13 protein-coding genes and 1 riboswitch are annotated in these 15300 nt (G+C 30.4%); of the genes, 4 read left to right on the top strand and 9 right to left on the bottom strand.

Features of this window, described 5'->3' with window-relative positions:
* Positions 1-58 precede the first annotated feature (58 nt).
* Entirely contained in the window at positions 59-1135 is a 1077-nt protein-coding gene (locus tag EYW44_RS04700) for an energy transducer TonB (protein WP_132722520.1), read from the bottom strand.
* 152 nt (positions 1136-1287) lie between these two features.
* A complete protein-coding gene (locus EYW44_RS04695) occupies positions 1288-1947 on the bottom strand; it encodes a pirin family protein (RefSeq protein WP_132722519.1) in 660 nt (219 codons plus the stop codon).
* Positions 1948-2103: 156 nt separating this feature from the next.
* On the opposite strand from EYW44_RS04695, the gene EYW44_RS04690 reads away from it, so the two are divergent.
* Positions 2104-3150, top strand: a complete 1047-nt coding sequence (locus tag EYW44_RS04690) for a hypothetical protein (RefSeq protein WP_132722518.1) — start codon at positions 2104-2106, stop codon at positions 3148-3150.
* A gap of 47 nt (positions 3151-3197) precedes the next feature.
* Here EYW44_RS04690 and EYW44_RS04685 read toward each other — a convergent pair whose 3' ends face one another.
* The gene (locus tag EYW44_RS04685) at positions 3198-3530 is read right to left on the bottom strand and encodes a winged helix-turn-helix transcriptional regulator (protein WP_132722517.1); all 333 of its coding nucleotides are present in this window, start codon (positions 3528-3530) and stop codon (positions 3198-3200) included.
* A gap of 100 nt (positions 3531-3630) precedes the next feature.
* Between EYW44_RS04685 and EYW44_RS04680 the strand changes: the two genes are divergently transcribed.
* From EYW44_RS04680 to EYW44_RS04670, 3 genes are all read left to right on the top strand, one after another.
* Complete coding sequence (locus EYW44_RS04680) at positions 3631-4305, top strand: NAD(P)H-dependent oxidoreductase (RefSeq protein WP_132722516.1); 675 nt, start codon at positions 3631-3633, stop codon at positions 4303-4305.
* Positions 4306-4442: 137 nt separating this feature from the next.
* Positions 4443-4745 (top strand): hypothetical protein, encoded by a 303-nt coding sequence (locus tag EYW44_RS04675; protein WP_132722515.1) that lies wholly within the window; start codon positions 4443-4445, stop codon positions 4743-4745.
* A gap of 42 nt (positions 4746-4787) precedes the next feature.
* On the top strand, positions 4788-5354 hold the full coding sequence (locus tag EYW44_RS04670; RefSeq protein ID WP_132722514.1) for a hypothetical protein: 567 nt from the start codon (positions 4788-4790) through the stop codon (positions 5352-5354).
* Between the two features lie 119 nt (positions 5355-5473).
* On the opposite strand, the gene EYW44_RS04665 is transcribed toward EYW44_RS04670, so the two are convergent.
* From EYW44_RS04665 to EYW44_RS04640, 6 genes are all read right to left on the bottom strand, one after another.
* Positions 5474-6412 (bottom strand): sirohydrochlorin chelatase, encoded by a 939-nt coding sequence (locus tag EYW44_RS04665; RefSeq protein WP_132722513.1) that lies wholly within the window; start codon positions 6410-6412, stop codon positions 5474-5476.
* A 3-nt stretch (positions 6413-6415) separates the two neighbouring features.
* On the bottom strand, positions 6416-7153 hold the full coding sequence (cobA, locus tag EYW44_RS04660; RefSeq protein ID WP_132722512.1) for a uroporphyrinogen-III C-methyltransferase: 738 nt from the start codon (positions 7151-7153) through the stop codon (positions 6416-6418).
* Positions 7154-7155: 2 nt separating this feature from the next.
* Positions 7156-7977: an SDR family oxidoreductase gene (locus tag EYW44_RS04655; protein WP_132722511.1), complete on the bottom strand. Its 822-nt coding sequence runs from the start codon at positions 7975-7977 to the stop codon at positions 7156-7158.
* Entirely contained in the window at positions 7967-8797 is an 831-nt protein-coding gene (locus tag EYW44_RS04650) for a (2Fe-2S) ferredoxin domain-containing protein (RefSeq protein ID WP_132722510.1), read from the bottom strand. Before EYW44_RS04650 ends, EYW44_RS04655 begins: the two co-directional genes overlap by 11 nt.
* A 195-nt stretch (positions 8798-8992) precedes the next feature.
* A riboswitch (cobalamin riboswitch) is annotated at positions 8993-9179 on the bottom strand.
* Between the two features lie 603 nt (positions 9180-9782).
* Positions 9783-12083 carry an FdhF/YdeP family oxidoreductase gene (locus EYW44_RS04645; protein WP_132722509.1) on the bottom strand — a complete coding sequence of 767 codons (2301 nt, stop codon included), beginning with the start codon at positions 12081-12083 and terminating at the stop codon, positions 9783-9785.
* Positions 12084-12924: 841 nt separating this feature from the next.
* Positions 12925-15141 (bottom strand): TonB-dependent receptor, encoded by a 2217-nt coding sequence (locus tag EYW44_RS04640; protein WP_132722508.1) that lies wholly within the window; start codon positions 15139-15141, stop codon positions 12925-12927.
* Positions 15142-15300 lie beyond the last annotated feature (159 nt).

The following is a 15300-nucleotide window of genomic DNA, read 5'->3' as shown; positions in this document are numbered from 1 at the left end:
CCCTTACTTGTTTTAAATAAGTAAGGGATTTCTTTTTATTAACTTTTTTACAAAAAAGTTAATCTAATTTATATGCTACAGGAAAAGTATATTTTGTATTTACAGCTCTTCCGTTTTTAATAGCTGGCACAAAATTAGGCAACTTAGCTACTAAACTTATTGCAGAATCTTCTAATATCTTTGCATTATTAGTTCCTTTTGCTTTAATATTAATTACCTCTCCTCTTTTATTTACAATAAAACTTACAGTTACATTTCCTTCAATATTGCTTTTAACAGCATCCTCTGGATATGCAAAATTACTTTGAATATGTTTTACTAATTCTTTATTAAAACAATCTAAATCATTCGCTGTACAGTTTTTAAACTTTGGTAATTTATCTACTTCAACAAATTCAAAAACTCCTGAATTATCTAATTTAGCTTTTGCTGCTTTAGTTCTAATATTTGTTTGTTTAACACCTGGTATTTTAAATGTAATTGGTATGCCGTATTTTACTATTACCTCTCTTCCTGAATGCTTTGCTGGAATAAAATTTGGTAACTTTCTTATAATTCTCTCCGCTTCAGCTCCTAATTCTTCTCCTTTATAAGGCGAAATAATATTTATTTTACCAATACTACCGTCTGTTTGTATTCTAAACTGTACCAAAACTCTACCTTGTATGCCTTCTTCAAAAGATTTTGAAGGATATTTAAAATGTTTTCTAACATGAGATGCCATTGATTCCATAAAGCATTTTGTTTGCTTTGTTAATGCCGTTTTTTCACATTTTTTAAACAACGGAATTTCATCTACATAATTAAAAGGAACAACTTTAAAGTTTTTAGAATTATTTAAGTCAATTTTATTGATAATATCTGTTTTCTTTTTAATACTAGCTAATTTATGAGAATAATCGTTTGTCACGATTCCCGAAACAGTATCTCTCTTTCTTACAACCCTTCTTCTTGAGGTTACCTCTACTTTTATCTTTTTCTTCTCTTTATCCTCAGAATCTTCTATCGAACATTTTGTTATACTGTTTAAATCTAAAACAGGAGCATCATTTGGGGTATTACAGGTTTCATTTGACTGCGAAAACGTTTTAGCCACACAAGCTAAAAACATTATTAATAGGATTTTTTTGAACATGGTTGATATATTTTAAAAGCACACCTATGTAATATACGAATTTTATTTTTTTTTAACAATTATTTAATCATATAAACAATTGAAAAGACGGATAGAATATTTTAGCTTTGTATGGTGAAAGAAAAAATTATGGAGCTATTTTTTCTGTAGATCTACTTCTTGTACGCCACAATGAATACAGCTTCGTCCTCAATGATCATCGTTTCTGTATTGGCAGCGATTAAAACTCCTTCGTTAACTATTTCATCTTGAATTTGCACTGCTCCTTTTACAATATATACCAAACTATCTTTTGGAGTTGTGTAAGTTTCGTTGTTTAAATATCCTGCCTCTATTTGAGTACTATTACCATCTTGTACTCCATATACTTCTACAACAGATCCTTTTGTTATTTTATGAACTCTAAAATCAGCTTTGACTTCTTGTTTTTCAGGTAATAACCAAAGTTGCAACATTCTAGTAGTAGGTTCTTTCTTATTTATTTCATTATGCATAAAACCTTCTCTACCCGATTTTTGCACTTGAAAATCCAACGCTTCTAAAGTCACTCCATGCTCTAAAGATCCTTCGTGATCTAAAGTTCCTTCAACAACAAAAGTTAGTACGTCTATAAATTTATGAGGATGTAATCCTGTACCTACTCCGCTACCAAACCATGAATCAGCCAAATACACTAAATTACCTACACCTTCCCAAGTACTAGTTGTAACTCCCATACGAGGACCATACTGTGAATTCACTATTAATCTTTTCTGAACAATTCCATGAAAACCACCTGTTTCTATTGTATTTCTATCTAATTTTTGAAGCATATCTTATTATTTTAAGCTAATTCGTTATAAATGTAGTCTCTGTTATTAAAAAAAATTACAATTCATACCGTTTATAATACCATTTAACGAAATATGCTTTGTTTTTCAGCTAAAAATCAGTAACTTATTATACTATTTAATTTTAAAACGCAACTTATGAGAACTCCCCTAGCTATTATATTTCTTTTGTTTAGCGTATCCGTTTTTTCACAAATCTCTGTAAATGAAACTCACAACGGAGGTTTAGAAAAAGTTAGTGAAGAAAATTTTGAGCGTTTTAAAAATTCTAAGACCATTTTTATTCTTTCTAATGCTTATGAAACTGATGTATATAAAAAGATTTTAGATGAATCTTGGTCTGTAACTCCTTATGTAATTGTAAATATTGAAGATTTTGATGTACATAATTATTTATGTGACTCATACTCTTTTGTTGATATCAACACTATTAATAAACCTGTTTATAAAGCTGATGGTAAATTGGGCTCTGATTTTTTATATTTAAACTTAGATACTTTTATTTATAATGTTGACAAAGTAAAAAAGAAATTAGCCAAACTTAAAAATAACAAGAAAAAGAAAAGTAAAATAAAAGACATTCTTGATCATAATAGAATTCGAATAGCTAGAATATATCTTTCACTAGATTATAAATCTTTTAGCGATACCGTAATTGAAAATCCAGATTTTTATGCGAATGAAGATAATTTTAAACATTTAATCTATTCAAAAAACATTTTCAATAACTACAAGCCTGGTTTTTTAAAAAACTACCTTCAAAAAGTCAACAACCTATTAGTTTCTGGTGAATCTTACTCAATGTACAAAGATGATTACTTACCTGAATTAAAAGAGTTGAGTACTAAAAAACTATATATACCAGAACATCTTGGATTAAAACTAACTGATTTTATTCATCAAAAAGATATTGAAACAGTTAAAGAAAAACGTTTAAAGAAGATTTTTGAAAAGTATGAATTTGACTATGAAATTATTGATGCTGAAAAATTAAGTCATAAAATAATTAATGATGAAGAGTTATACTATGCTCGATATCATCAGAATAATACAGAAGGCTTCTTTCAAATAACCAATAGTAAAACTGGTGAAGTAATATACAGAGATTATTTAGCCGGACTTTCTCCGAATTTAAAAGCAAAACAGGTGAAAAAATTAGTAAAATCTATAAAGAAGTCTAATTAACTTCTTTTAAAAATAGTGGTTTTATATTACAATTTTATGAGTGTTATCTATGAATAATTTTTCACTGCATAATCTCCCCATTCTGCAATAGAGATTACCAAAGGCTTTAAAGTTTCACCAAACTCTGTTAATGAATATTCTACTTTTAAAGGCGGTTTAGAGGTATACACTCTCCTTTTTATCACTCCGTCTTCCTCTAATGCTTTTAATTGCAAACTCAAAGTACGCTCTGTTACTTTAGGCATTTTCTTACGAAGTTCATTGTATCTTAACGTTTCTTGAGACAAGTAAAATAATATTACACACTTCCACTTACCTCCTATTACTCCCATAGTTAAACTTGTACAACACGGGTAATCTTTTCCTTTAAATGTATGCATACTCTATATTATTTTTATACTATCCTTTTTGATCGTTATTGCAAATATAAATAACTATACTTAATTTTGATACTATAATAACTATAGTTTAAAATTTATAATGAAGACACCTAACATTCCTCAGGAAGAAATCATAAATGCATTTAAATACAGACACGCAACTAAAGAATTTGACGCAACAAAAAAGTTAAGTGACAGTGATATTAATTTTATATTAAAAATAGCGAACTTATCACCAAGTTCTTTTGGTTTTGAACCTTGGCATTTTATTGTTGTTCAAGATAAAGAATTACGCGAATTACTGAAGCCTGTAGCTTGGGGAGCTCCTTTAAAACTTGATACTGCGAGTCACTTTATTTTAGGTTTAAGTATGAAAGCTCCTATGACTAAATGGGATACTGATTACATTGATCACATGATGAAAGAAGTAAAGCAATTGCCTGAAGATGTTGTTGAAATGTACTCAAAGTTTTATAGAGAATTTCAAGAGCGTGATTTTAATTTAGATACTGATAAAAAATTATTTGACTGGGCATCTAAGCAAACTTATATCGCGTTAGGTAATATGATGACCGCTGCTGCTTTATCAGGAATTGATAGTTGTCCTATTGAAGGTTTTCATCAAGAAAAGGTAGAAGCTTTACTACAAGAAAAATTTGATGTAGATACCACTAAATACGGATTATCGTTTATGGTTGCTTTTGGATATAGAAAAGCAGAACCTGCGCATCCAAAAACAAGAAGAAATATAGAAGATATTGTTACCTGGAAGTAATCTTTATCTAACAGTTTTCTAAAAAACCCTTACCTCTCAGTCCGAGTGATTTTTACGTAAAGTAAATTTTATTCGGACTGTTTTTTTTGTAACGTTTTATTTCTTCTTTACTTTGGCACTTATTAAATATTGAAAATATGGGATGGGTTAAAGATGCTTTGAAAGAATTATCTGAAACAGAAGAGTGTAAAATAAGACCTCTTGGAAATTCTATGAAAGGAAAAATAGAAAGTGGTCAATTAGTTACAATTATAAAAATTGATCCGAAAAACATTGAAATAGATGATATTGCCTTTATAAAATGGAAAGGAAATTATTTATTGCATCTTATTAAAGAAATTCAAGAAGACAAAGTCTTAATAGGTAATAACCTTGGTAAAATAAATGGCTGGATTCCGCTAAAAGATGTTATTGGAAAAGTAATTAAAATTGAGGATTGAGTATTTTATATATTTGTTTAAACCTTTATGCTAAAATTGAATATGAAATTAAAAAAGTATTGCTTAATTATTCTGACATCATTAATCTTAAGCAACTGTTCTTCTGCTAAATATTTAAATAAAAAAATTAATAATTCTCAAAGAGCAGTTAAAGAATCAATGTCTAAGGAATTAGATATGCAGTTCTTATTCAGAGAGAAATACATTAATGATATAATCGAGTTAGCTAAAAAACACCCTAAAAATCCTATTATAATTGTTGAGAGTTATGATTTTATGAGTAGTGGAGGACCAGCAGTATATGTTCGTTTGTATAATGACGAAATTTTAATCAAGTATCGATTAGGAAAAACAAATGGTAAAAAAATACGCGAAATACAATACAAAAAACATAGAACAAACTTAAAGAAGGAGAAATACTATATTTATAATGACTTGATGATCATCTATGATAAACTAAAATTAAAAAAACAATGGAATGCCAATCCAGACGAATACGATGACAAAACTTGTTCTGATGGTGCTAACACTATCTACTCAGTTTATCATCCTAATAAAAAAATAGAAAGCATGTACATAAGATGCTGGATTGCTCAATATAAAAAATAAATTCCAACGGAAAAAACATTTAAATTTACAAAACCATTCTCAACTTTAGCAAGTCTTAAGCGATATTCGAAAGGCTCAGTACTGAATACTTTGTACTACCTACTAAACACTCAAAATCATTAAATTCCTAGAATCTTTTTAATCTTATTACCAAAAGTATTTTGTTTTTCGTTTGGTTTTTCGTCCTCTTCAAACAGAATTCCTTTTACATTTAAATGATGCCCCATTTGCTCTTTTCCTTGATCTTGTTCAAAACCAATCACCTGCTTTCTATATTTACATAACTGACAGTTCATGTTGGCTATTCCATTTTTAGCTTCATGCAAACGTTCATCAAAAGCTTGTAAAATCAGTTCATCAGCTCCAAACGGATCGGTATACACATATTCTCTCTCAGATTCTTCATTCATTTCAGAAACATGCTTATAAATTCGCTCTAACAGTACACCAGTAAAAAAGAAAAACGGAATTACTATTGTTCGTTTAAAACCTAATTTATCAACCATACGTAAACCTTCATCAATCTTCGGATATGCAGTTCCACTATACGCTGTAGTGGCAAAACCAAATCCCATACCATCCCACAACATACTTGTTAATTTAGCTACATCACTATTAGCATCAGGATCTGTAGTACCTCTACCAACCACCACTAAGCAAGTATCTTTTCGATCTACCTTTGGTAAATTTTTCTCAGTTTCTTCAATACGCTTTAACGATAAATCCAATAAAAAAGAACTCACTCCAATGTGTTTACCCATTGAAATCGTTAAATCGTCATGATAACTTTGTAACGTATTTAATTCATAAGGAATATCATTTTTTGCATGAGATCCAGCAAACAATATAACAGGTAACGCATATATTTTACGAATACCATTTAAGTACATACGCTCAACAGCAGCTTCATATGTAGGGTGATTAAATTCTAAAAAACCATAATCAACCTCATATTTATCTTGATAACGATCTTTTAAAATTCCAACCAATCTTTTAAATGATTTTACTCCTGCTTCTCTGCGTGTTCCATGACCACATAATAAAATTCCTTCCTTCATCTGTTAGTTGTTTTTAGGTTGTATAGGTGTTGCTCCAATGATAAATACCACTGGCATTTGTAGGTTTGTTGCTAATACTTTTTCTTCAATATTTCCTAAATTTCCAGTTACCAAAGTTTGTTGATCTCTAGAAACCTTAGAAATTGCGTTTACAGGAATAGATTCATCTTTACAAACTTCTAATAACTTCGGAATGATTCTATGTAAACTTTTCAATCCCATATAAATAGAAATAGTATTTCCCGCTTTTAGCATATGAGCTATTCCGTTTAATTGTTCAAAAGAATAATCTGCTGTATGCGCTGTACAAATAAGCATGGCATTCGAATGATTTCTTTCTGTAATTGGAATATTACAAATATTGGCTGCTGCTATGGCTGCAGAAATTCCCGGAACTACATTAAACTCAGCATTCTTTTCTATTAAAAAACGTGCTTCCTCAGCTGCCCTTCCATAAATATAAGGATCACCCGATTTTAATCGAACTACTTTTTGTCCTTTTAAATAATGGGCATATAATAACTCATTAATACGATCTTGTCTATCTTTTTGATCACTAGCATCTCCAAATTTACGTCCTACATAAATTCGTTCACCAGTAGTATTCAAATCAAGAATCGTATCAGAAACCAAATTATCATGTAAAATTACATCTGCGTCAACCAGTAATTTGTGTGCTTTTACAGTTAATAATTCAGGATCTCCCGGTCCCGCTCCAATAATAGCTATAGGGTGCCTCATTATTAAATTAATTTTAACGGATCAGGATGTTGATATTCATACTTAAGTAACTCTTTACTCTTTGTATTACTGATAATTTTATAAGCAGTTTCTGCTGTATCATCAGCAAATGTTGGTGGAGTTAATCCAATACTCTCAGCTGCTAAAGTGTAATAAATTTTTCTAAGCGGATGTTCATCTGCACATCCATTAATTATCTCACCCCAACAATTTTTCGCTATCACTGCAGTAATTAAACCAATACAATCGTCTCTATGAATTACATTCACAGGCGCATTTCCGTTTTTTAAATTTGTTTTTGTTGCTAAAAAACGACCAGGCAATCTATCATAACCAATCAATCCTGATAATCGTAAAACAGTCAATCGGTCTTTTAATTGATCTCTTAATAAGTTTTCAGCTGCTAATACCGCCTTACCTGAAGCTTTTTCTGGTTGAGTTACCAACGATTCATCAATAGTATTATTGGTATTTTGATACACAGAGGTTGAGCTTATAAAAATAACCTTTTGCGTATTATTTATTACTGATAATAATTGTTGTACTTGTGTTGGATATACCTTTTCAATATCTACTATTTTTCGTTTCGGAGGAAAATTAACAATGATAATCTCACTCTCCGCTACAAAATCAGACAATACTTTTTGTCCTTCATCTGTACCTAACTTAAAACAATAGCCTCGTAATCCTGCTTCATTCAGTGCTACTACTTTTTCTGCTGTAGTAGTAGAACTTTTAACTGTATATCTTTTTGCTACTAAGCTTTTAGCTAGTGGTAAACCTAACCAACCAGAACCTAGTATGCTTATTTGTTTATGCTTCATGTAGTATTCTTGGATTTTCTACATCCATTCCTAAATAGACTTCTAAAATGTAGCGCCAAATATCGGTATTTTCTTTAGCAATGAAAACGGTTATTAAATGTTTCCCTTTTCTATTTTTTAAACGAATGGCACTTTTATATGTTGAATTATTTTCTAACCAAATTACTTCTGCAACTCCTACTTTTCTTTCTAAAATAGTTGCATCTACCTCTTTTTCCATTGCCTTGGTAATAGGACCAATGGCTAACTTAAATTCAATTTCATTTCCTATTACTTCCACATCAAAATCATCGGCATAACTTACCGAATGTTTTTGTGTAATTGTATATTCTTTGTCATTATATAAAACACTTACTCCACTATCAAAACTAAATAACTTTTTAAACACTGGATAAATGTATTGATCAGATGCTGAAGATCTTGCTACTAAGTTTTCTCCAAATTCAGCATCATTCTTTGATTTAAAAACTACGGGTGCTACTGTTTTTTCATTTTCTGTTTGCAACACCTCATCACCATCTTTAAATAATAAATACTCAGAAACTGGACTATTTTGTTTGGTATGAGAAGCTACAATTTCTACTGCTTTTTCTGGCGATACGTTTTTATACCAATAGTTTCCTGGTTGCACAATCCATGTAGGCGCATCTTCACACCTACCATTACAACGAGTACGTATTGAGTGTGTAGTATCCCATAAATTTTCGTTACGTAAATGTGCTCTTGCTTCTCTTACTGCCAGTTCACTTTTAGCTTTTCTACACGATCCTCCATCACAAAATTGAAAAGTCGTTCCTACTTTAGATAAATCTTTTCCCATAATTAAAGAATATGTGAGTGATTAAGTAAACTTAGATTTTTGTTATTTTGAATAGCTATGGTGCTTAATACATAAACATACCATACGCTGCATAAAATCAATAAATGTTGCATTTTACAATGAAATTAAGCAGGCAAGGAAAGAAAATATGATAACTTACATAATTTTCTAACTCTTTACCCGAGAGTTACTAAATAAATTATTTTCTAAATGGCAGGTCTCCTGACTTAATTCTACTTGCATTTGCCTTCCCATACTTTGTACAGTGGCTTTATAAATGAAGCTATTTCGAATTTTACAGTTGCGGGAACAGTTTTGGATTTTCACCAAATTCCCTTTTAATTTTTACCCCTCGTAAAAAACCATTCGATTTTACAAAGATACTTCTTTTCTATTAGTACTGAGTATGAAGTAGTAGGTATTAAGTTTTTTAGAGACGAGAAAAGAGAATAGAGAGAAGAGATTGTTGATATTAGAAATACAGTATTAAATTTGGACAGAGAGTTTCACGTGAAAGTTTTGAGTGAAAATAATTATTTAAAGCATTTTGTCTCCTAGAGCGCAGAGAGGTTGTTTTTAGTAGGCTAATTACTAAAGATCTCGACTTACTTTGTAAGATATCTTCGTTAAAAAGCTTTTTAACTCGATAACACTACCATTGACGTTCTTTTTAAACTATTATTTTACAGCTACATAAAAACACATAGTTTGATTATCATTCCTTTCTTTTTCTTGATAAAAAGAAACAAAAATCAAGACTTATGATCAAAATTTAGCTTTATGTCATCAAAAACTGCTTGATTTTTTTCTCATGTCTCGATCAAACAAATCTGCAAATCACTAAAAATAAAACCTTTACTCTTAGACAAGATTCACATTAATATTCAATTAATTAGTTTAAAGTTGAAAAAGTTCTTACAGCACAGATTTCCTACAAATAAAGAGCAACAAAAACAATTCGTAATTCCTCATTCATAATTCCTCATTAATTAACCTTCTCTACTTTTACAATTACTGATTTACTTATGGGTGTTTGACTTTTATCTGCGTATTCATGAATTGGTATCAACAAGTTTGTCTCTGGAAAATAGGCTCCTAAATTCCCTTGCGGAATGTTATATGGTATTACTTTAAAGTTAGGTGCTTTTCGTAGCTTATTGTTGTAATTACTAGTTAAGTTAACTACTTCAAATTTCTCAAAACCAAAACGTTCCATATCTTTTTCATTCATAAAAATAACTCTACGTTCATTAAAAACACCTCTATATCTATCATTCATACCATAGATTGTTGTATTAAATTGATCGTGAGAACGAATCGTCATTAATAAAAACTCATCTGCTGCAATTGTATGCTTTGGTAATTCACAACAGGTAAACTGTGCTTTTCCGTTAGGTAACTTACTAAAATCTAAGTTTCTTACATTATTTGGCAAATAAAATCCAGTTCCTTTTGATTTTTCTTCCATTCCTTGAAAACCGTTGACTACCAATTGTAATTTTTCTCTAATCAATTCGTAATTGTTTCCTAACGCTTTCCAATTTACTACATGGTCTCCTTTAAAATAGGCGTTGGCAATATTTCCTATAATTTCAGGTTCACTTACTAAATTTTCAGAAGAAGGGTGTAGCATTCCTTTAGTTCTATGCACCTTACCCATACTATTTTCTACTGTTAAAAAACGAGTTTTTCCATCTTTAACATCTAATTCTGATCGACCTAAAGTTGGTAAAATAATACTTGTTTTTCCTGCAGTTAGCTGTGTTCTATTTAATTTAGTATTTACATGTACTGTTAATTCACAGTTTTGAAGTGCTTGTGCTGTGTATTCTGTATCAGAGGCAGCAGACACAAAATTACCTCCTAAAGCCATAAATATTTTTGCTTTGCCTTTATGCATTGCCTCAATACATTTTACTACATCGTAACCTGGCTTTTCAGGTGCATCAAACCCGAAAGTATCTTTAATTGCTTTGTTAAAGTTTTCTTTTACGTGATGCATAATCCCTACGGTTCTATCTCCTTGAACATTGCTATGCCCTCTTACCGGACATGTTCCTGCTCCTTCTTTTCCTACACTTCCTTTTAACAACAGTAAATTCACACACTCTTTAATGTTATTAACGCCATTTTTATGCTGTGTTAATCCCATTGCCCAACAAATAATGATTTTATTTTTATGAGCTAAAATGTTAACTACTTCGTTTATTTTTTCTTCTGATACACCACAGTTTGATAATAATTCTGCTTCAGAAAAACCTTCTAAATGCTTCATTAATTCACCGTAACCATTAGTATAAGTTTTAATAAACTCATGATCAAAAACATTTCCTTTCTCTTGATGAATTGCTGCTAACTTTAATATGATCAGTTTTAATAATGAAATATCTTGATTAATTTTTACTTGTAAATGTACATCTGTCAATTGTTCGCCACCTAATACAACTCCCTTAAATTCTTGCGGATTTTTAAAGCGAATTAATCCTGCTTCTTCTAATGGATTAACACTAATAACTTTTCCACCATTCTCTTTACATTTTTGTAAAGCTGACAACATTCTAGGATGATTGGTACCTGGGTTTTGCCCAATAACCATTACCACCTCTGCCTTATCAAAATCTTCTAATTTTACAGATCCTTTACCAATTCCTAAGGTTTCTGATAATGCAACTCCACTAGATTCGTGACACATATTTGAACAGTCAGGCATGTTATTAGTACCGAAAGCTCTAATAAACAATCCATACAAAAAAGCAGCTTCATTACTTGAGCGTCCAGAGGTATAAAAAACAGCTTCATCTGGCATATCTAATTCGTGTAACTTTTCGGCAATTAATTTGTATGCATTTTCCCAAGAAATAGGTTCGTAATTAACTTTATCTGGATACAACACCATTGGTTCTACTACACGCCCGCTTTTTCCAATTTGATAATCTGTCCATTGCGATATTTCTTCAACAGAATATTTTGCAAAAAATTCAGCGTCTACTTTTTTATCCGTTGCTTCTTCAGCAAAAGCTTTGGCTCCGTTTTCACAATATTCAGCTACTTTAGAAGGTTTTTCAGGATCTGGCCACGCACATCCAGGACAATCAAATCCTTCTTTTTGATTCATTGCTCCCAAACCTTTCAATCCTTTTACCACTCCCATCTCTTTAAAAACATGATTTAAAGCTACTTTTACTGCAGTAATTCCGGCTGCATATTCTTTTGGAGCTGTTAATTTAATATCTGAAAAGTCTGTAGTTCCTGTAACTGAAATATTTCGTTGATTGCCTTTACTCATAAAAACGGTATTTAGTGTAAGTTACTATAATTCGTATAAATCGATTTGCTAAACTTACTAAATTGTACGAAACTTAGTCTTTAACAACTCCATAGTTAAAACAAGCATCAACAATTTTCACTCTCTTCTGTACAATTCTTTAATAAACTACCACAATAACTTCCTCATTTTGCTATTTCAATTATCTATGCCCTACAATCGCATTCTTGTTGTGCTCAATTGAAAACTTATCTACTACAATCGCTTCCTATTTACCTACAATGTTAAAAGTTTTAACCAACATCTCAACTACATTCAAAACAATTACAATCTTGTTAACACTATTCGTTTAATTCCTATAAAAATTAGTTAATAAAATCTATTGTGTCTTTAAAACTCATACTTTAGAATCGGAATTTAAAAATAAACTCGTTATACGTTTAAATTTTAAAAATTCCTTTTGCCTATAGATAAGGGTAAGCAAAGGGTTAGCTTTTTAGTTATACATCATTTTGGGGTTGGGGAACTACTTATCAGAAAATACAATTGATAAGTCTTGATGACTAAAATAGCTATAAATGATTCTTCGGTTATTGGGGATTAATTGTCAATATATGTTGATGAGATCGAAGATGAAAAAAGTAAACAGTTAGTTGATCTTTTAATAATCAGTTTCATATGTCTATTTTATTAAAACTTCTAGCTGTTTACACCTTTTAAAAACTACTTAAAAAAATAAAACTACTCCCTTTATACTTTCTCATAAAAACAATAATTCACAACAAAAAAAAGACCTCACTAAAAGCGAAGTCTTTTTATTTAAAATCTAAATTAATATACTAGTCGTTATATAACTGCTCTATTAAAAGTTTACTGTAATCATTCCTTTGATAAAGAATGGTGTACCTGGTGTAAAATGAATTTCTTCAACAGGAGCTAATTCAGTTTGTAAACGTGATTCTGTTGCAAACTGAGTTTCATTCCATTCTACATCAAAAAGGTTTTGAATTTGAACTCCTAACGTAATGTTTTTAAACTCGTAACCTACATTAAAATCTGTTACAGTATATCCTTCTGCTACAATAGAATTATCTTCATTTGCTGGTCTATCATCTATATGTCTTAATTGTAAACCACCATAAAATCCTGAAATACTCTTATAGTTTAATCCACTTGTTATGGTAAAATCAGGCGCTAATGGAATAAAATCTTCCCCTGCAGCTTCTTCAGAGGCTCTTGCATGTGTGTAGTTTGCATCTAAATTAAAAAACAATCTATTTATTGGCTCATAACGTAAACTAAAGTCAACTCCTTGACGGTTTGTTTTCCCACTAGGTTCAACAATTCCAGCATCTCCAACATATACAAACTCTTGCTCTAAAAATAAATACCAATATGCTGTATTAATTAATAATTTAGGAATTGGCTTCCAAATAAATCCAGCGTCAAAACCATAAGAAGCAGGTAAAATATCTGTTCCATTTTGCGCTACTACAACACGAGTATCGTTTGAATGAAATCCTTTTCCTCCTTTTAAGTATAATTGTAAATTTTCATTGTGATTATAGAACACATTTAATTTAGGACTTACAATACTTTCTGTTGCTGATTGTGTTTCGTAGTTTGTTTGTAAAGCATCGTTATATTCAAAATTGAAATAATCTAAACGTAACGAAGGATTAATGGTAAACTTTCCGAAATTAAAGTTTGCACTTGCATAAGCTCCAAAATTAGTTTCATTAATATCTCCAAACTGAATTCTATTTAAAGTTTGTCTTCTGTTTAATGTATTAGCTAGCTCATTATTAAAACTTCTGTCATTTCTTAAACTAATTCCTGCAGAAAAACTTCCGTCTAAATCATTAAAATCTTGTTTATAATCACTGGTAAAACCAAAAATACTACGCGTTTCTTTTTGTTTAATTTGATCTCCATTTACAGGATCTTCTAAGAAAAAAGTAAAGTTTGAAAATAACTCGAAGTTATATTTGTTGTAAAAAAGTTTATTTTTTATTGACGAGTTATCAGAAATCATTTTATCGTACGATAACAATACATTTGTGCGACCTGTTGAACCTCCTTCAGTATCATCTATTGCACCAAAACGAGTAATTAATCCACTATCAACAGCACGCTGAGGAATTTGACCAGAAGCATCCCACTTACTTGTAAAATGAGAAACTATTACTCCTACTTTATCAGTATCAGTAACATTTACAGTATATTTTCCAAAAACATTTAATCTGTTAAAATTCTGAGGACTATCAAAATATCCATCTGTAAGAATGTATTCAGAAGCAATGTAAGCACTTTGCTTGTTATTGTTAATTAAATTAAACATTCCTAATAAACGTTGTGAATTAAATTGACCTGACTCTAATTGAATAACGTTAGATGTTAATCTATTTTTAGTTTTAAAATCTACATAACCAGCAGTATTAAAGTTTCCTTTATCTGCATAGTAAGCTCCTTTTCCAAAGTCAATATTCTCTACTGTTTCTGGAATTACAAAGTGTAAATCTGCATACCCTTGTCCGTGAGCATGAGACACCATATTCACAGGCAAACCATCTGCAGTAATTGTAATATCTGTACCATGGTCAATATCAAATCCTCTAAGGAAAATCTGCTCTGCTTTTCCTCCTCCTGCATGCTGACCAATAAATAAACCTGGTACTTTTTGTAAAATTTCTTGAGAAGAGTTTACAGGACTAGTTTGAATATCAACAGCTGTAATTACATTTAGTGCATTTAATTTTTTCCCTATTGTAATTTCCTCTAATGAAACTAAGTTCTCCTCTAAGGTGATCGTTATAGGATTAAAATTAGCTACAACTATCTGCTTCTTTTTGTAGTTGATATGACTAATAACTAATGTATCTCCTACAGTTACATGATGCAATACAAAAGCTCCTCTTTCATTGCTATGTGTATGATGATCGTCATTTGAGTTTAAAACATGTACCTCTGCAACGGAGATATTATCTTGAGACACTACTTTTCCCTTTAAAGTTTGTCCAAAAATTTGCTGTGCAAATAACACAGTTAAAACGATTATTATCTGTTTAACCTTAATCATTTTTATTAATAATTAAATTTAAAATTTAGTTGTTATACATTTACCAGCCTGCAAAACTAAGGCTTTGTCTTTTGTTTATAACATTTCGTTTAAAATTTAACAGATTAAACTTTTTTAAAAATTTCAAGATAAATCACTGAATACAAGCCAGTATAAAGA

Source organism: Tenacibaculum sp. M341 (genome assembly GCF_004337695.1).
Classification (GTDB): Bacteria; Bacteroidota; Bacteroidia; order Flavobacteriales; family Flavobacteriaceae; genus Polaribacter.
The sequence above is the reverse complement of the archived record's forward strand: the minus strand, read 5'-3'. Positions and strand labels throughout refer to the sequence as shown.

Coding starts and splice junctions, on each gene's coding strand:
- EYW44_RS04700 (WP_132722520.1), bottom strand. CDS start 1,135: ATGTTCAAAAAAATCCTATTAATAATGTTTTTAGCTTGTGTGGCTAAA.
- EYW44_RS04695 (WP_132722519.1), bottom strand. CDS start 1,947: ATGCTTCAAAAATTAGATAGAAATACAATAGAAACAGGTGGTTTTCAT.
- EYW44_RS04690 (WP_132722518.1), top strand. CDS start 2,104: ATGAGAACTCCCCTAGCTATTATATTTCTTTTGTTTAGCGTATCCGTT.
- EYW44_RS04685 (WP_132722517.1), bottom strand. CDS start 3,530: ATGCATACATTTAAAGGAAAAGATTACCCGTGTTGTACAAGTTTAACT.
- EYW44_RS04680 (WP_132722516.1), top strand. CDS start 3,631: ATGAAGACACCTAACATTCCTCAGGAAGAAATCATAAATGCATTTAAA.
- EYW44_RS04675 (WP_132722515.1), top strand. CDS start 4,443: ATGGGATGGGTTAAAGATGCTTTGAAAGAATTATCTGAAACAGAAGAG.
- EYW44_RS04670 (WP_132722514.1), top strand. CDS start 4,788: ATGAAATTAAAAAAGTATTGCTTAATTATTCTGACATCATTAATCTTA.
- EYW44_RS04665 (WP_132722513.1), bottom strand. CDS start 6,412: ATGAAGGAAGGAATTTTATTATGTGGTCATGGAACACGCAGAGAAGCA.
- cobA (WP_132722512.1), bottom strand. CDS start 7,153: ATGAGGCACCCTATAGCTATTATTGGAGCGGGACCGGGAGATCCTGAA.
- EYW44_RS04655 (WP_132722511.1), bottom strand. CDS start 7,977: ATGAAGCATAAACAAATAAGCATACTAGGTTCTGGTTGGTTAGGTTTA.
- EYW44_RS04650 (WP_132722510.1), bottom strand. CDS start 8,797: ATGGGAAAAGATTTATCTAAAGTAGGAACGACTTTTCAATTTTGTGAT.
- EYW44_RS04645 (WP_132722509.1), bottom strand. CDS start 12,083: ATGAGTAAAGGCAATCAACGAAATATTTCAGTTACAGGAACTACAGAC.
- EYW44_RS04640 (WP_132722508.1), bottom strand. CDS start 15,141: ATGATTAAGGTTAAACAGATAATAATCGTTTTAACTGTGTTATTTGCA.